Genomic DNA, 18132 nt, shown 5'->3' with positions numbered 1-18132 from the left:
TCAGGTATTCCACTTCTGTGTTACATCGATTTAAAAGGCAACAACCATTTCTACATCAATGTGCCTTGAATTGAAAAACCTGAGAGACTCTGAACTGACCAGATATTTAATGGGATTGGTATAACATACTGATATGTAGGGTTACTGCAAAATTAATAGCGCAGTGATAGTAAAGGCGTTGTTAACAACGCCTTTCACTTATCTATATTTTATGGTTTGAACGTTGCAACCACATCAATTCGATTGCTTGTATCTAAATTGATATGACCATTGTTACTGATATCGACAAAATCAAAAGCAGGTAAATCTGCATCTGCAACATCACCAGTGTTAACAGCATCTGGATCACGCTGTAAAGATACAAAGTCAAACTGCTCGCGATCAACGCCTTGCGACGGAGCTGTATTCTGCATTGCAGTAAAAATTGTTTCTAATCGTCCTGGATGCTGCTTATCCCAAAGCTGTAGCATGTCTTTAATGGCTCCACGCTTTAAATTTTCCTGTGAACCACATAAATTACACGGAATGATTGGAAAAGACTTTAGCGTCGAATATTCTTTAATATCTTTTTCGCGGCTATAGGCGAGGGGACGGATAATCATATTGGCACCATCGTCTGATAATAACTTAGGTGGCATAGACTTTTGCTTACCGGCATAAAACATATTTAAAAATAATGTTTCAATGATGTCATCACGATGATGACCTAGGGCAATTTTGGTCGCTCCTATGTGTTGAGCAAATCCATAAAGCGTACCACGTCGTAAACGTGAACATAGCGAACAGGTAGTTTTGCCTTCTGGTATTTTATCTTTCACTATCGAATAGGTATCTTTTTCAAGAATATGATAGGCCACACCAAGCTTATCTAGATAAGCTGGAAGCACATCTTCAGGAAAACCAGGCTGTTTTTGGTCTAAATTAACGGCAACAATTTCAAACTTAATTGGGGCCCGTTGTTGAAGATTTAATAAAATGTCCAGCATAGTGTAGCTATCTTTACCACCAGAAAGGCAACACATAACCCGATCACCATCTTCAATCATATTATAATCTGCAATGGCGGAACCGACCTCTCGTCGAAGACGTTTCTGCAGTTTATTCATTCGAGTTATATTTTTTTTAGTGATTGTATCTACTTCAACTTCAGACATAAAAATGCGCCCAGTAACTAAGTGTTTCAGGGCGCGTATTATTCCAGTATTCTGGGGCTGGGTAAAGTAGTTAACTTACCCTATTGGAGACTATTCTTCTAAAGGTGATTTATAACCGTCAGGCTTAATCGCTAATAAATCACAATTAATACTATCAATGACATGTTCAGCGGTATTACCAATTAAGGCAGCAGAAAAACCAGTGCGGCCAACGGTACCCAGCACAACCAATTCTGCATCTAATTTAGCGGCCATCTCTGGAATAATATCTTCAGGTAATCCTTCTTCAACATGACAGTTTTCGAGGGGAATATTATAAGCTTGAGCTAAATATTGAACCCGTTGTTCATGTTGCATACGCACTGTATTGTTATAAACATTAGCATCAAAATCAGGTAATTCGATGGCTAAATTAACTGGCGTACCAGGATACCCATTGACTAAATGAACACTAGCAGAGAATTTTTTTGCTAAATCGAGGGCATGGGTAATAATTTTACCGTTAAGAGACTTGTGGTCTTCATCTTCTGCAACAACGTTAACCGCACATACAATTTTCCCTTCAACAGGCCAATCATGTTCCTTGACTAACAACACCGGAATCGGTGACTTACGCATTAAATGCCAATCTGTAGGTGTGAAAATAACCGCTTTTAATTTGTCGTGCTCATGGGTACTTTTAATGATTAAATCGTATTGACCTTTTAATGCATAATTAATCACACTTTCGAAAGGGCGATTATGCCAAACAACTTCAGTATCAATATTACCTAGCGCATTTAAGCCGCTTATTGCATTTTCTAACCAAGCAACACGTTGATCGATAACACCTTGACGCATTGCTTCGCGTTCTTGACTAGACAAAATTGATGTCATTTCATAAGAAAAGTCAAAAATAGATAAAAAAGCAGTGATTTTAGCCTGACTTTTTGAGGCTAACTCAACAGCACGTGCCAAAGCGGGTTGATGATCCGTCGTTGGATTAATCACCACGAGTATTTTTTTATAATCCTTCATAAAACCTCCAAAGCTGTTGTATTTTTTTATTCTTATTAACTACTGATAGTATTACCGTTTCCTAATAAATAAACGTTGAGGTAGATCATACAAAACCAATTTAAGTAGCAATACGGGCATTTCCCGCAAGCGTGCCTAATGCGGCATGGTCGATAATAGAAATGTATTTACCCTTTACTTCGATCAAACCTGCCTTTTGAAAACGACCTAATAAACGACTAATTGTTTCGACCGTTAATCCCAAATAATTACCAATATCGCCGCGGGTCATAGTGAGTCGGAACTCATGCGGTGAAAAACCTCTGTTACCAAAGCGATTAGCAAGATTATTAATAAATGCAGCTAAACGTTCTTCGGCATTTTTCTTTGAAAGAAGCAAAATCATTTCTTGATCGCTCATGATCTCGTTACTCATTAAGCGCATGATTTGTTGACGTAGCTTTGGCATTGTTCCCGATAATTCGTCTAGTGTCTCGTAAGGGATTTCACACACCATTGATGTTTCTAGGGCTTGGGCAAAACTTTGGTGAAGCTGGGCGTGGATACCATCAAAGCCAATCACATCTCCAGCAAGATGAAATCCAGTAATTTGTTCATCACCTTGTTCAGTGATGGTATAACTTTTTATCGTACCAGAACGGATAGCATACAGAGACTTAAGCGGGTCGCCAGATTTGAAGATGAGATCGCCTTTTTGAATGGGCTTTTTCCGTTCTATAATTTCGTCGAGTTTATCGAGTTCATCATTGTTTAATGTAAAAGGGATACACAATGCTTCCATACTGCAATCGTGACAATGAATGGCACAACCATTAGTTGATGGACGACGAGCTTTAATCAAATCTGAAGGCATACCCATTCTCAATTTATGAAGACACTACTATGTTATACCATTCTGCCTTAATAAGGTACTCCTGAACATGCTGGAAATACCTGTATGTTGAGGGAATGGACGATGTAATTTTATTACAAATATGCCTATTTAGAACACTTGTTGCCACTGTCGCTTTTATGTACGAAGTGTTAGCAGTACTTAATTGATTTTAAACATAAAACGTATTTCGTATAACGTACTTTTTAGTTGTGATATTTTTCTTTATGTGAGAAAAATTCAAGTTTACGTTAATCAGTTTAGTTGATGAAATGCGATATAGAGAGTTTGTAATCCAAATAAAATTAACAAGCCACCACTGAGGAGACGAACAGAACGTTTTTGAACCCAATGAGCTAAGGTTTTTGCCGCTAATCCAGCCGCAAAAAGTGCTGGTAAAGTGCCTAAACCAAAGGCAAACATAATGAGCCCGCCTTGCATAGCACTACCAGATGCAACAGACCAAGTTAACGTACTGTATACTAGGCCACAAGGTAACCAGCCCCACACCATTCCAGCCATGACGGCTTGTAACGGGTGATTAATAGGGATAAATTTACGGGTTAAGGGTTGTAAATAGCGCCACAATAATTTGCCTACTTTTTCAATGTGAACTATTCCAAACCAAATTTGAGCAATATAAAGCCCGGTAAGGATCATCATGATCCCAGCAAAAATGCGCAAAAAAATTAAATAATTATCCGCATCAAACATATGTCCTAATGCAGATGCACTGCCACCGACAATCACGCCAGCCATGGTGTAACTGAAGATACGCCCAAGGTTGTAGCTAAACAGAAATGTTAGCTGAGTGCCTAAATGATTTTGCCCATTTGTGGGGATGTTTGCAGAAAAAGCCCCAATCAACCCGCCGCACATACCAAAACAGTGTGCCGCGCCCATTAAGCCAACAATAAAAGCACCACCGACGTTATATTCAATCATGTGATTTACTCTGTTTTTGTATCTATTGACGTTGTTTTTTCGTTGCTACCAGCCTTTAGTAGTGAAGAAGGGGCATTATCGACATTTTCTACAGGTGTGGCGGTGTTATCTTCATCAAATAAAATAGACACACTTTGTCTGTCTAAATCATCAAATTGTTCCGATTTAACTGCCCAAAAGAAAATAGACACCGCGATTAATACAAATAGCATCGCAATAGGTATTAATACGTAAATGATACTCATAGTTTTATCCTAAGAAGTCGTAAACTATTGCTCACGACTATCAGTGAACTAACTGACATGCCAATAGCTGCAATATAAGGTGCAACATGCCCTGTAACCGCGAGTGGCAAAATAACGATGTTATAAGCAAAAGCCCATAACAAATTTTGATGGATGATACGCTGCGCCTTTTTTGCTACGTAAATAGCATCGTTAAAGCGTGACAAGTGATCTCCAAGTAAAATCAAATCCGCACTGTTTTTAGCGATAGCACTGCCACTGCCCATCGCAACAGACAAATTTGCACCGGCAAGCACTGGCGCATCATTAATACCGTCGCCAAACATTGCCACATTGGCTTGTTGTTGTATTGTGTTAATGAGTGTCAATTTGTCTTTAGGCGATAATCCTGAATGAACATCTGTAATGCCGAGCTTTTTCGCTAAAAACTCAACATGTCCCGAATTATCTCCACTAGCGATACTCAATTCAATATTGGCAGCTTTTAAAGCATTAACAGTGGTTAAGCTATCTGGCCGTAACTCGTCTAGTAACTCAATCTTTGCTATCAATTCATTATCAATAGACAGATAAATCCACTGACTCTCAATAGTATGATGTGACATGATAGTGCTATCTGGTGACACAAACTGTGCAGTACCTATCTTTATTCTTTGTTGGTTAATCTTAGCTGAAATACCCAAACCAATATGGTGCTCTACGTCTTCAGTAATATGTTGATTATCATTATAAATTGCAAATGCTAATGCGATAGGGTGTAGCGAGCCTTGTTCAACTGCCGCGGCCAAAGACAACACTTGCTCTGGTGAATATCCTGCAAAAGTGTGCACTTCACCAATAGATAAATGACCACAGGTTAATGTCCCCGTTTTATCAAATACTATATGGTCTATTTTGGGTAATTTTTCGAAAATACCTGCTTTACGTGGAATAACCCCTAATTTAGTAAAAATCGCCGTAGCGCATGTTACCGCTGTTGGAGTTGCAAGGGCGAGGGCACATGGACAAGTAGCAACTAATACCGACAATGTTATCCAAAATGCATCATCGGGTGAGATAAATAACCACACGAAGTAGGTTATGCTTGCAATGGTTAATACCGTTCCCGAAAAATAACGCGCTAAACGATCTGCTAACAAAGCTATGGCCGGTTTATTGTTAGATGCGATCTCTTGCAAGCGGATGATTTCGGCAACAAGTTGATCTTGTCCTAACGCAATAATACGTACCTTAAGGGGTTGTTCAATATTAATGGTGCCAGCATACACGGTATCGGATACCTTTTTACTAATTGGCATTTGCTCGCCGGTTAACATTGCCTCATTAATACTCGATTGCCCAAAAATAATATCGGCGTCAGCAGCAACCACTTCACCAGGTTTAACTAATATCACATCACCAATAACAAGTTGCTTGGCCGCCACTTCAGTAATATCGCCATTGCGACATAAGTGTGCTGTTAATGGAACAAGTTTATGAAGGTTACTCGAACTGACTGATGCTTTTTGTCTTGCGGTTTGCTCAAAATATCGGCCAAGTAACAGAAAAAAGGTAAACATCGAGACGGATTCAAAATACACTTCACCATTGCCTTGAATCGTTGCAATACAGCTGGCGATATAAGCACCTAAAATGGCAATGGATACAGAAACGTCCATATTAAGTTTGCCACTTAATACACTACGAAGCGCACTAAAATAAAATGGTTGAGCAGAATACAACACCACAGGTGCGGCAAAAATCAAACTCACCCAACGAAAATAATCTCTAAATTCAACTTCTAAGTCGGTAAAGTATCCAGTGTATAAGGCAAGCGCAAACATCATCACCTGCATGGTGGCAAAACCAGCAAGTCCTAGGCGTAATAAAAATTTACGGCTATCTGCTTTCGATTGTTTCTCTTGTTCATCAACTTGATAAGGTGCAGCTTGATAACCAATTTTACTGATAATTTGTAAAATTTCGCTGAGGTGAATTGTATTACTGTCCCAACTGACTAATGCTCGTTGGGTTGTGGAGTTAACCAATACATTCTTGACACCCGGTATCGGTTTTAATTTATGTTCAATTAGCCAAGCACACGCAGCGCAAGTTATACCGTCAATAGACAAAGAAGTAGAATCAATGGCACCTTGTTTATGGACAAAGTCTTGCTGTACTTCAGGTAAATCATAGGCACTGTATTGTGATAATTGCTCAGGGACTAACGCCGTTTGGCGCTTACCCGGTTCACTACGATATTGGTAATAACTGCTTAAGCCAGCATCCATAATCGCTTGTGAAACCGCTTGGCAACCTGGGCAACACATAGGTTGTGGTTGCCCATTGATCACCGTGGTGAACTGATCCCCTGTGAGCACCGGTTCATTGCAATGGAAACAAGATGTCATTAATTTATACCAGCTTAATTAAATATGCCATCATTCAGACAGTTTATTGACCTTGTTTTAATTAAGCCAATATTCAACATCTTCTTTAATGTCAATGCGTTGTTGTATACGCCACTTAGCATCAAAACCTTCAATACGCACTTCCCAAGGGCCACTAATCGCATCATTTAATGGAACGTGATAGACGTAATTTGCGTCGGCAGTCGCGTTCAAACTAAAATCTTTCGATTCTATTGTTGGGTGATAAAATTGAATATTAAGTGCTGCGCGGTATTCTGGGCCACCGTGTTGCGTGATGGTTAATTCATTATCATCAACCGTGACTAAAAATTTCATACCAATTTGTTTAGCGTATTTAATTTTACGCAAATCCATATTAATGGCTTTGCCTTCTTTGTAATAATCTTCGGCAACTAATGAATCGGAATTATCCAATGCAATCTTTAATGTGGCTAAACTGGCAATAACGGCACACATTGGCAAAATAATTAAAAACCACGGCCAAAATTGCTTATACCAAGGGAGTTGATCAGACATAATTCGTCCTAAAAGAGTGTAAATAATTCGGGGGGTATTTTACCCCTTAACGGCTTAATAATCACTTAAAAAAAAGGCCTCGATAATGTCGAGGCCTTATTGTTACCTATAAGTAACTATTTGTTTGATAAGCTATAAACATAAGCTGATACTACATGGACTTTCTCTTCACCAAGAATGTCTTTCCACGCAGGCATCACGCCAGCACGTCCATGAGTGATAGACTCAGCTATCACGCCACGGCTACCGCCATATAACCAAACATTATCAGTTAAGTTAGGTGCACCCATAAATTTATTGCCTTTTGCGTCCATACCATGACACGCAAAACAGCCTTTCATAAATGAACCTTGGCCTTTTGCAGCTAACGCTTCATCATGCTCACGGCCAGACAGTTTCACCACGTATTCAGCAAGACCTTTGACCTCGCTGTCTTCAATAGGCAAACCACCTTTAGGCGGCATCATTCCGTTACGTCCATTCATGATTGTGGTTTTAATAGTGGCAAGTTCGCCGCCATATAACCAATCACCGTCGGTAAGGTTAGGGAAGCCCTTAGAACCACGAGCATCAGAACCATGGCATTGAGCGCAGTTTTGTAAAAACAAACGTCCACCCACTTTTAGCGCTTCAGGGTCTTTGGCCAGTTCTTCTAACGGTGTGGCTAAGTAAGCGGCAAAAATAGGTCCGTATTTTTCGTCCGCATGAGCCACTTCGCGGTCATACTGAGATAAACGGTTTTCTGCTTTTGCTGCTTCAAGCGCTGCAGCTGAGTCAGCTTTAATGCCTTTGTCTGTGCCAATGCTTTGGTTAGAGCTTGTCCAACCAAATAGACCTTTATAGTTACCAAGGCCTGGATACAGAGCTAAATAGATCACACCGAATACGATGGTTAAATAGAACATGTAAGCCCACCACTTAGGCAGTGGGTTGTTCAGTTCTTCAATACCATCAAAACTGTGGCCCATTGATTTACCTTCTTCTACACCGGTGTAATTATTATTAACCACCTTAAGAAGGATAAAACAACCAACGATAACCACAATTGTCAGTACAGAAATCCAAATGCTCCAGAAGTTACTCATAATCATTACTTCTGATCTCCCGAGTCTTTTGACATTTTCGCAAGTTCATCTTCTGTAAACACTAGGTTAGCCGCTTCATCAAATTTTGATTTGCTGTGCTTACTATAAGCCCACAAGAAAATACCTACAAAAGTCACCATAACAACTATGGTTAAAATACCTTGAAAAGTACCGTAATCCATTATTGCCTCCTACTTGAGTGCGTGACCCAAAGATTGCAAATACGCGATGAGTGCTTGTAATTCAGTCTTACCTTCAACTGCTTTTTTAGCACCAGAAATTTCTTCATCAGTGTAAAGATCATTCCCTTTATAACCGCCTTTATGCAGGTTACGAAGGATAGTCATCTTGTCACCAGTCAATTCGCCATCTAATATATTTTCGGCTAACCAAGGAAACCCTGGCATATTTGACTGAGGAACAACGTCACGTGGATTCAGTAAATGCACTTCATGCCATTTATCACTATAACGCCCACCAACTCGTGCCAAATCTGGGCCTGTGCGTTTAGAACCCCATTGGAAAGGGTGATCCCATACAGACTCGCCAGCAACAGAATAATGGCCATATCGTTCAGTTTCAGCACGTAAAGGACGGATCATCTGGCTATGGCAGTTGTAACAACCTTCACGCACATATACATCACGGCCTTCAATCTGTAGCGCTGTGTAAGGAATGAGTCCCTCAACAGGTTCAGTCGTGTCTTTTTGAAAAATAAGTGGGGTGATTTGCACCAAACCACCAAAACTAATGGCGATCACAGTAAAAATAGCAAGCAGACCAACATTCTTTTCAATTAATTCATGATTAAATTTCATCGAATCTGCTCCTTAAACTTCTGCAATAGCAGGTAGTGTATCTTTAGGTGCTTTAACGGTACGTATAACGTTGTAAGCCATAATCAACATACCTGTTAAGAAGAAACAACCACCAATAAAGCGAACAAAGTAGAATGGATACGAAGCTTCTAAACTCTCAACAAAACTGTACGTTAACGTACCGTCAGAGTTTACCGCACGCCACATAAGACCTTGCATAACACCCGAAATCCACATAGCAACGATATACAATACTGTACCGATGGTTGCTAACCAGAAATGAACATTAACTAACTTCATGCTGTACATGCGGCCATGGCCGAAAAGTACAGGAATTAAGTGATATAACGAACCAATTGACACCATTGCAACCCAGCCTAGCGCGCCAGAGTGAACGTGACCAATAGTCCAGTCGGTATAATGAGATAACGCATTTACCGTTTTAATTGCCATCATAGGGCCTTCGAAGGTAGACATACCGTAGAAAGACAATGAAACAACTAAGAAACGCAATACAGGATCGGTACGAAGCTTATGCCAAGCACCTGATAAGGTCATAATACCGTTAATCATACCGCCCCAAGATGGCGCGAATAAAATTAAAGACATCACCATACCTAATGACTGAGTCCAGTCTGGTAGGGCAGTGTAGTGTAAGTGATGAGGACCAGCCCAAATATATAACGCAATCAATGCCCAAAAGTGAACAATTGATAAACGATAAGAATACACTGGACGACCAGCTTGCTTAGGTACAAAGTAGTACATCATTCCTAAGAAACCAGCAGTAAGTAAGAAGCCTACCGCATTATGACCATACCACCACTGAACCATCGCATCGACTGCACCAGAGTACAGCGAGTAAGACTTAAATAAGCTTACCGGTACCGCCATTGAGTTAACAATGTGAAGTACTGCAACAGTAATGATAAAGGCACCAAAGAACCAGTTAGCCACGTAAATGTGGGAGGTAGTTCGTTTAGCGATTGTGCCAAAGAATACAATTGCATAACTGACCCAAATTACCGCAATCGCGATATCAATTGGCCACTCTAATTCTGCATATTCTTTGCTTTGGGTTATCCCCATTGGTAAAGTGATTGCAGCTGCAATAATAACGGCTTGCCAACCCCAAAACGTAAATGCAGCTAATTTAGGCGCAAATAGACGGATTTGACAGGTACGTTGCACAACATAGTAGGATGTAGCGAAAAGGGCTGATGTTCCGAACGCGAAAATCACCGCATTGGTATGTAAAGGTCGTAAACGACTAAACGTTAACCAAGGTGTTTCAAAGTTCAGTTGTGGCCAGATTAACTGAGCCGCAATTAATACACCCACTGCCATGCCAAAAATTCCCCACAAAACGGTGGTTAATGCGAATTGGCGAACAATAGTGTAGTTGTAATCAGCGCCTGTAGACTGGGAATGGTTCATCATAATGCTTCCACGGCTTATTACTTTTACTTTTAATATTTAGTAAAGCGAGCTTTACCAGTTAAGTTGACAATTGGTTAAAAACGAGCCGGTTAAGGCTATGTTTACAACTATTTGCCAGAATGTTGCCTCGATTTTATTCTCTCTATCACGAGGCGATGTAATGATACTTGAGCTGAGTCAAAAAAGATACGCCACAACATGCAACAAAATTGATCTAGATCAATTTCGACAAGATAATGTTACCAATCCAAGTATAAAGGCTACTAACTGTGCATAAAATAATCAAAGTTTCTGTTTTAAGTTTTTTCTCAATGTTTTTAATGGCCTGTGATAATTCAAAAATGCCAGAGAACAATCAATTTCCAGTCGATAAAACTTTATGTCAATTTTCGCAAGGTGAATGTTATAAAAAAGTAGCAGATGTTAGTGTCGGATTAATGATCGATCCAGTGAATACACCAAGCGAAAAACCACTTAATCTTACGCTTAAAACTTCACAAGCGATCACTAATGTTTCAATCAGAGTTGAAGGACGCGATATGTTTATGGGCGTGATACCTGTTTCATTGTCCTCAATAACAGACAATGAAATACAAGGTACACTTATTTTTGGCTCGTGCAGTAGCAATTATATGGTTTGGCGTGTATTTGTCTCATTCGACTATCAACAACAACCTCGAACTTTGCTATATGACTTTCTTGCTGATAACTATCAATAATGATGTTGGTGAAACATTGCATTGCTTTATTTATGGGGAATAGGGCAAAAGGATAGTCTGCTGACTTTGCCTGTAAATTGTGTATCGGCTTATAGAAAGTGCAATTATGACCTTTAGCATACAACGCTATTAATTAGCATATGGTGTTATAAGGTTACTTTAATTAATTTTTCTTTGATTTATTATGATCAGACACACAGAAGTGGTGCGACCTATTAAAATGCAATTGATAACTATTCTCATTAATGTATTATTAACTTATTACATATAGTTCAACTGGGCTGAAAGAATAGGGCAACGACAAGAAATCTACTGTAGAGCAACATTATAGATTTTTAAATCGATTGCGATATAAGGAGTACACATGAACAGAATAAATGTGTCAATTGATGCAAACAAAGTGGCGCAATTAATTAAAGCAGGCCACTTGTGTGCGGCAGATTTACAATGCTTAGATAAAGCCAGTAAACAAACGGTTTGGCAGTTATGCTTATGGAGTTGTCAAAAACGCTCAACTTGCCAAAACAAACAATGCCAACAACAATGCATGCCATCATCAAGCATAGAACGTTGCATGCAACAACTCATAACAGATGATGAAATTGCGTTAACGACATATTCAAATTTATCTGTTAAAAATCGGTACGATTGATGCCGATAAATAACATTATCGGCATTAGACTTAAAATTGTATAATATGGCAATATTATCAATAACCTGCATTTAATTACATGACTAATAATATCATTGATGAGTTGCCGCCAGTATTACCACTTTTTGATGCCGCTGAATTTGTGCTGCAAGGTAATGCTAAAATCAATCAATACATTACTAACATATCAATTAAAAAAGTCGCCGATGCAGGGCTTATCATAGAGCATTGTGCCGATTGGTTGTTTGAACAAAAACAGTCTGAAAATAACTATAAAGCCTATCGTAGTGAACTAACCACATATCTACATTGGTGTTTTGATGTAGTGGCATTATCACCAAGCGCAGTAACGCGAAAAGACATTGCTAAATATATCGATTACTGTCAATCACCGCCAACTGAATTAATCGGTTACTTTAATGTAGCTCAATTCAAACTCGATAAAGCAACTGGTGATAGAGCGCCCAATCCACAATGGCGACCGTTTATAGGTAAAAAACACCTTGGGAAATGTCTACCATATCAACTGAGTGACAATGCACTAAAGACTAAAATAGCGATATTATCATCATTCTATGGCTATTTAATTAGTGAGGAATACACCGAACGAAACCCAGCTCAATTATGGCTTAAACACAGTCGTTTTGCGATTAAACGTAAATTCACCATCGACGAAGACAACAACAACCATGCATTCACTGAACTTCAATGGTCATACGTTATCAGTACTGTTGAGCACTTAGCGCAAAATCAACCAGAACAACATCAACGCAGTTTATTCCTCATTACACTATTATATAGCTGTTACTTACGAATCTCCGAGATCAGTGCACGTGCAGGTTACGCGCCCATCATGAGCCAGTTTAGGCAAGATCCACATTCTGGCATCTGGTATTTTCACGTGCCATTTTCTAAAAGCGGCAAAGCACGTAATATTGCCATATCAAAAGCATTGCTGGCTGGACTAGTTGATTATCGACGTTATCTGCGTCTCAGTGATTTACCCAACATCAACGATCAACATCCTATATTTGTCCGTCACAAAGCAGCAGCCCATGGACGTGAATCTGGAATCATCAACGCCAATCTTGGTATTCGCCACATACGAGACGAAATCGACAAGCTCATTAACTTAGCAGCAGACAATGCCGCCAAAGATGGTTTTGAACATGACAGCCAACTTATGCGAAAACTCAGTGCGCATAATATTCGCCATACAGGGATAACGCACGATATCAATATTAACCGTCGACCGTTATCACATGTCCAGGCCGATGCTGGCCATGAAAGTATCGACACCACATCACAGTATTTACATACGACACAAACTGAACGACACCAAAGTGCATTCAATAAACCACTAAATCATCTTGCTGAGATTAAATAGTTGGCTACCATTGACCGTGAAAAGTAAAAGTATGCAATCTCAGCACGATCATAATCATGCATTGAAAGACATCAATATGCTTAACCGTTCAAAAATTGACATAGCGTAATAGCAGCCATGATTAAACTATTAAACATAACGCCCAATGTATGCATGACCATCATTGAGAAATATAACCACACACCTATGCGCACAATGTATATTATGTTAAATAGGATATTTATGTAATTCAATAATGTGGCTTCTCAATGTGGTTTCTCATACCAAATGAGTTTTGTGTCAACTTTTGACTCTGGCTTTAAATTAATATTAATCAATATCTTATAGTGGATTCAGCCTTGATGTTGCATCATTACGGTGAAATTCTATACATTAGAGCGCTTTTGGGTGCTTTTTAACCACCTGACTTTTTAAAATCCTGTGGTATGTTTTTGTCGTTAGAGCTACTTTATAAAGCCTGGTGTCTAGTAACTCCAATCTTCATATGCCAATGGCAAGCTGTTCAGTAAGCTGCGTCTTTCTCTCCAATTAGGAAGATGCTTATCCATAATCCCTTTGAAGCGTTCATTGTGATGACGCTCAATTAAATGCACCAATTCATGGACCAGAATAAACTCTATGCATTCCACGGGTTTTTTGGCTAACTCCAAATTAATCCATAGGCTTTTTGCTTCAATATTGCAGCTGCCCCATTTGGTTTTCATTTTCTTAATACCGACGGATGTTGATTCAACATTCAGTCTCTGTTGCCAATAAGGTAGCAACTTGGAAATAGTCTTTTGCACTTGCTGACGGTATAAACCATTCAATAACTTCAACCGGTTATCTGCTGTTGTATTATCCGCTACTAGTAACTCAGTGATGTTATTACTTTTAGTTGCTGTAGCGACTTTTCTACCAACATTAACGACAATGCATCCGTTAAACTTATGCTGTCGATATGTGTTCTATTGATACCAAGACCAGACCAACACCATAGATAGGGTTTTGTGTCCGTTTCAGAATAAATAGGAAAATACTGCGACCATAGACTTATCCCAAGAGATAGAAAGCCCTTGGTTTTGATGTCAGTCTCTGGATTACGACGCGTCCACATGGGTTCGGGTTAACTCGTCTCTCTATATCACACCTGCCGAACTTTCGTTCGTACTTTGACTCCAACGCTCACGACCGTAGCTCGGCCGCTTGGAGTGGTTTGAAGCCGGCTTCCGACAGCAGACTTCGGTGGGCCTACCACCATCTCTTCCTGAGCTAGTCATGACACTTCCTTATGCTGCTAACTTTCGTGCCTGCGGCACACTTTTCTTTGCCAGCCGAGTCCAGGCGGTAACCGATAGCAACACCTATCGTTTTGAGCTCTTCCCAAGCGGGAAATGCGGCAGCGATATCATCAGCAGGCAGGACATGGTACTCGCGAGCTTCGATACGCCCATGACCTTGTTCAACAGTGCTTGTGTAAACCTTCTTCGTTACAGGTGCCAGTGCTTTTCGAACCTACAGATATCAGTTGCAGGCACCTGCTTAAATATGAACAAATAGCCACAACCACTACTACCACAAAGTATTTATACTCTAAAGAATTATCATGGCTGAAATCGAAAACGTAAGTGTCAGATGAGACCATGCCATCTTTACAAATAGGATTGCCAAAGTTTTTTAAAGTTACATCATTTATTTGATACTGACCATTAGGAATACTCAGGTAAAAACCATCTAAGTTACGTAACGGCTTGACCGCCAAGTGAGAAACTTTAGTAATTGAATCATCTGACAAATTGTTCAATAAAACACTGAAGGCAACTTGCTTCCCTTTAATAATGGGAAGTTCTTTTTTTAAGTATTCCGGTTCATATGACAATATATCTTCGATGGTTAAGTCTAGATTATCCTGAGCTTTCAGCCCCACAATGCTAGAACCAATATTGAAATGATTAAAGTTCTCATGCTTACCTCTTTAATCGAATGTAATTACCAACAAAAACAAAAGTGATAACAATTATCACTAGGATGAAATCGAGTGGTCAAAATTATGTATGATTCCACCACATATACAGGGCGGGAGCATACTTTGAGCAAATTCTACCCAAAGAAGACTCCAGCCCTGTAGTCGTCGTCCCAACTAGCCCTTTTTAGCTTGTTCCGCTGGCTCGGCGCACCACAGTCGTGTTGTCTAAGCATGTTCATTACAAAACGTCTAAATAGAGCCATATTTTCAACAGCACCACGGAAGCTTGGAGTCACCATAGGTTTCGATATCTCGCCACCCTTCGGCACCGGCCATAATGGCACTAATGACAAGGAAAATTACGTCAACAAGATCATGCCTTTGGTTCATATCTGAACGGAAATCTTCGACGACAGTAAGGTGCTCGATTAGTGTCATTGTGGCAGCTCTACGATAAAGGAGAGCGCATTAGATCACAGCAGGTGGAGCACATCAACATTGGTTAACAGAGTGTGATCCCGCCCTGCTCTGTTACCAAACCATCCATAAGAACCTCTATTAGCACCTTGTTGGTTATTATTATACTGAACGGTGCGACAACTTGTGTCTTATGTTTATCAAGTATTATAATTAAAAAGGTAAATTAACTTTTTGATTATCCAATGTTTCTATAACAACTTGAGCTTAAATACATCAGCCACAGACTTGTAAAATTGGTTTGGAATTGAACGCAATGCCTGTTGTGAGCAAAAACACTTCGATAGCATTTTTTATGGTTGGATCGATGGTTAATCCAACAATGAGATTGGCCTCTGCACTGATACGTTGTTGAATGATATTGCCTATTAGATGATAGGTATCTAGTGCGAGTTCTTGTTGGGATACAATGTTAATTATTGCGCCATTAGCCGAGCTGATGTCGATATTTTCAACCAATGGGTTGTCTAATAATCTATTAACAGTCGTTTCGATATCGCTGACATTTTTGACTTTTGCCATGCCAACGGAAGCAAAACCTTGAGTGTGAATGACTGTTTTAAAGTCGCTGATATCAATATTGATGAGTCCGGTTACGCTTAGCATGAAGCTTAAGCCTGACAAGGTATCTAATAGCAATTGGTTACTGATCTTAAACGCATCAATAAGCCTTACTTTACCGCCAAGCACCTTGGATAATCGGTCGTTCGGCAATACGACTAGGGCATTGCAATATTGCTGTAATGCGTTAATGCCCTCTTCTGCAAATCTAGCTTTTTTCATCCCCTCAAAACTAAAAGGTTTTGTGACAAGCGCGATAACCGGAATGTTATGAGTTTTGGCTATTCTTGCAACCTCTGAGATAGCACCAGTGCCTGTGCCACCTCCCATACCAGCAGTAATAAAAATAATACTGGCTTGCTCAATAGCCTTTGATATTTCTGCCTCAGACTCAATTGCGGCAAGACGGCCTACATCTGGATTAGCGCCTGCGCCTAAGTTATTCGTTATTGATTGACCTATTTGAATGGTGTCGTCTGCTACATTGCCTCTTAATGAACGTAGATCGGTATTGATGGCTAAAAATCGAATCTCTGAAAAGTCGTGTTTCTTTTGCAGTGCTTGCAGGGTTGAACAACCACAGCCGCCAATGCCGATGACCAGAATGGGCTTTGATTCAATAATGAACATAGGTATTTATTCCATTTATTAATATGGAATGTAAAATACGCTAAGGCTGCGTCAGATTGTGACGCACAGGGTGATTTTATTCGCTTAACGCGATTAATCGTTGAGTTTGTCTGTAAATGTATTGCTTAATTGCTGGCGGATTAAGCACTTTGATTGATGTGGCATGGCTCCAAACCAATTCACGAAAAAATGTCGAATTGATAAGCTCGGCAGTAATTTTAACCTGGTTGTTTTCACAGGTTGTAACAGTAAATGCATATTGGTGAGCTTGCAGTTTGCGAATGAAACTCGACTCTGGCTGCGTGATACATTCAAATAGGATTGTTTCACCGCGATAACGCCGACCTTGTTTTGACAAGTTATTTGTATTGATTTTTATTGACGGTAAATCCAGTTGCTTTATGTTGCTAAAGTAGTTTAGTGGCCATTGATTTAACTTTGTGTCTGTACCAACCCTGAACACCAGACTTTTTTCGCCTTCATTATCAACAAATGCATAAGGTGACAGTTTACTGTAATGCAACGATATATCTTTATTATGTATAAAGCGTTTAACGTTGCAGCTTATTTGTCTGCCTTTTAGTATTGCGCATTCTAGCGTGAGTTGATCGTCTGTTACATTCAGATGGTTGGCTTTATTTGACACACTTTCTAACCATCGAATATGCCCCTCACTGTCTTTTAAATGCTTTTTGGCTTGGCTAAACGTTTGTTGCAATTGCTTTAGACTCGTATTGGGTAAAAACACACTTCCGATACGTTCTAACATCGCGAAAGCTAAAGCCTCATTATGATCCATTTCGGCGAGTTGTACTCGCTTCCAGTCGGCGGTGATTGACCATTTAAAAGGCCTGTTAGTGTCGTCGATGTGTAGGCCGCAATGGCTGATGTTTAATAGGTCTTGCAGATCTCGTTGTATTGAACGTAATCGAGCCTCATAACCTTTGGCGGTTAATCGCTCACATAATTGTTTAGCGGTTAGGCTTTGCGGATATGATGGCAGCAATGCGAGAATAATGACTTTTCGGGTTAAAGAATCATATTCCATATCTCATCCTCACATCGATTAATTGAGTTAATAAACATACATGACAATAGTTTAATTATTTGTCTATATCATAGAATTTTATACTAATACCAATCCCATTAAATATCTGGTCAGTTCAGAGTCTCTCAGGTTTTTCAATTCAAGGCACATTGATGTAGAAATGGTTGTTGCCTTTTAAATCGATGTAACACAGAAGTGGCATACCTGAGAG

18 protein-coding genes and 2 pseudogenes are annotated in these 18132 nt (G+C 39.7%); 3 read left to right on the top strand and 17 right to left on the bottom strand.

Going from position 1 to position 18132, the window contains the following annotated elements; translation table 11 throughout:
• Window positions 1-209: 209 nt before the first annotated feature.
• From ttcA to ccoN, 11 genes are all read right to left on the bottom strand, one after another.
• Window positions 210-1154: a tRNA 2-thiocytidine(32) synthetase TtcA gene (ttcA, locus tag ACWXWT_RS15570; RefSeq protein ID WP_456042492.1), complete on the bottom strand. Its 945-nt coding sequence runs from the start codon at window positions 1152-1154 to the stop codon at window positions 210-212.
• A gap of 90 nt (window positions 1155-1244) precedes the next feature.
• Window positions 1245-2171 (bottom strand): universal stress protein UspE, encoded by a 927-nt coding sequence (gene uspE, locus ACWXWT_RS15565; protein ID WP_456042491.1) that lies wholly within the window; start codon window positions 2169-2171, stop codon window positions 1245-1247.
• 100 nt (window positions 2172-2271) lie between these two features.
• A complete protein-coding gene (gene etrA / locus ACWXWT_RS15560; RefSeq protein ID WP_456042490.1) occupies window positions 2272-3024 on the bottom strand; it encodes an electron transport transcriptional regulator EtrA in 753 nt (250 codons plus the stop codon).
• A gap of 273 nt (window positions 3025-3297) precedes the next feature.
• Window positions 3298-3987, bottom strand: coding sequence for a sulfite exporter TauE/SafE family protein (locus tag ACWXWT_RS15555; protein ID WP_456042489.1), 690 nt, complete (start codon window positions 3985-3987; stop codon window positions 3298-3300).
• Window positions 3988-3992: 5 nt separating this feature from the next.
• Window positions 3993-4232 carry a cbb3-type cytochrome oxidase assembly protein CcoS gene (gene ccoS / locus ACWXWT_RS15550; RefSeq protein ID WP_456042488.1) on the bottom strand — a complete coding sequence of 80 codons (240 nt, stop codon included), beginning with the start codon at window positions 4230-4232 and terminating at the stop codon, window positions 3993-3995.
• Entirely contained in the window at window positions 4229-6622 is a 2394-nt protein-coding gene (locus tag ACWXWT_RS15545) for a heavy metal translocating P-type ATPase (RefSeq protein ID WP_456042487.1), read from the bottom strand. Before ACWXWT_RS15545 ends, ccoS begins: the two co-directional genes overlap by 4 nt.
• A gap of 57 nt (window positions 6623-6679) precedes the next feature.
• Window positions 6680-7159 (bottom strand): FixH family protein, encoded by a 480-nt coding sequence (locus tag ACWXWT_RS15540; protein WP_456042486.1) that lies wholly within the window; start codon window positions 7157-7159, stop codon window positions 6680-6682.
• Window positions 7160-7275: 116 nt separating this feature from the next.
• Window positions 7276-8244, bottom strand: a complete 969-nt coding sequence (gene ccoP / locus ACWXWT_RS15535) for a cytochrome-c oxidase, cbb3-type subunit III (protein WP_456042494.1) — start codon at window positions 8242-8244, stop codon at window positions 7276-7278.
• 5 nt (window positions 8245-8249) lie between these two features.
• Window positions 8250-8426: a cbb3-type cytochrome oxidase subunit 3 gene (locus tag ACWXWT_RS15530; protein WP_456042485.1), complete on the bottom strand. Its 177-nt coding sequence runs from the start codon at window positions 8424-8426 to the stop codon at window positions 8250-8252.
• A gap of 9 nt (window positions 8427-8435) precedes the next feature.
• The gene (ccoO, locus tag ACWXWT_RS15525) at window positions 8436-9062 is read right to left on the bottom strand and encodes a cytochrome-c oxidase, cbb3-type subunit II (RefSeq protein WP_456042484.1); all 627 of its coding nucleotides are present in this window, start codon (window positions 9060-9062) and stop codon (window positions 8436-8438) included.
• A 12-nt stretch (window positions 9063-9074) separates the two neighbouring features.
• Window positions 9075-10502 (bottom strand): cytochrome-c oxidase, cbb3-type subunit I, encoded by a 1428-nt coding sequence (ccoN, locus tag ACWXWT_RS15520; protein WP_456042483.1) that lies wholly within the window; start codon window positions 10500-10502, stop codon window positions 9075-9077.
• Window positions 10503-10771: 269 nt separating this feature from the next.
• On the opposite strand from ccoN, the gene ACWXWT_RS15515 reads away from it, so the two are divergent.
• The 3 genes from ACWXWT_RS15515 to ACWXWT_RS15505 all read left to right on the top strand — a co-directional run bounded on the left by ACWXWT_RS15515 (window position 10772) and on the right by ACWXWT_RS15505 (window position 13260).
• Window positions 10772-11221 carry a hypothetical protein gene (locus tag ACWXWT_RS15515; protein ID WP_456042482.1) on the top strand — a complete coding sequence of 150 codons (450 nt, stop codon included), beginning with the start codon at window positions 10772-10774 and terminating at the stop codon, window positions 11219-11221.
• Window positions 11222-11585: 364 nt separating this feature from the next.
• A complete protein-coding gene (locus ACWXWT_RS15510; protein WP_456042481.1) occupies window positions 11586-11873 on the top strand; it encodes a hypothetical protein in 288 nt (95 codons plus the stop codon).
• 79 nt (window positions 11874-11952) lie between these two features.
• Entirely contained in the window at window positions 11953-13260 is a 1308-nt protein-coding gene (locus tag ACWXWT_RS15505; protein ID WP_456042480.1) for a tyrosine-type recombinase/integrase, read from the top strand.
• A 464-nt stretch (window positions 13261-13724) separates the two neighbouring features.
• Here ACWXWT_RS15505 and ACWXWT_RS15500 read toward each other — a convergent pair whose 3' ends face one another.
• The 6 genes and pseudogenes from ACWXWT_RS15500 to ACWXWT_RS15475 form a co-directional block, all read right to left on the bottom strand.
• On the bottom strand, window positions 13725-14123 hold the full coding sequence (locus ACWXWT_RS15500; RefSeq protein ID WP_456042493.1) for a M48 family metallopeptidase: 399 nt from the start codon (window positions 14121-14123) through the stop codon (window positions 13725-13727).
• A 578-nt stretch (window positions 14124-14701) separates the two neighbouring features.
• The gene (locus tag ACWXWT_RS15495) at window positions 14702-15166 is read right to left on the bottom strand and encodes a hypothetical protein (protein ID WP_456042479.1); all 465 of its coding nucleotides are present in this window, start codon (window positions 15164-15166) and stop codon (window positions 14702-14704) included.
• A 173-nt stretch (window positions 15167-15339) separates the two neighbouring features.
• Window positions 15340-15480: pseudogene (locus ACWXWT_RS15490) on the bottom strand (ISAs1 family transposase); the annotation flags it as partial.
• 1 nt (window position 15481) lies between these two features.
• Window positions 15482-15643 (bottom strand): annotated as a pseudogene (locus ACWXWT_RS15485) (transposase family protein); the annotation flags it as partial.
• Window positions 15644-15898: 255 nt separating this feature from the next.
• On the bottom strand, window positions 15899-16873 hold the full coding sequence (locus ACWXWT_RS15480; RefSeq protein WP_456042478.1) for a cell division protein FtsZ: 975 nt from the start codon (window positions 16871-16873) through the stop codon (window positions 15899-15901).
• Between the two features lie 76 nt (window positions 16874-16949).
• A complete protein-coding gene (locus ACWXWT_RS15475) occupies window positions 16950-17921 on the bottom strand; it encodes a hypothetical protein (protein WP_456042477.1) in 972 nt (323 codons plus the stop codon).
• Between the last annotated feature and the right edge of the window lie 211 nt (window positions 17922-18132).

The organism is Shewanella sp. A22, from assembly GCF_053850585.1.
Note: the sequence above shows the minus strand (reverse complement) of the source record. Positions and strands in the feature narration are given on the sequence as shown.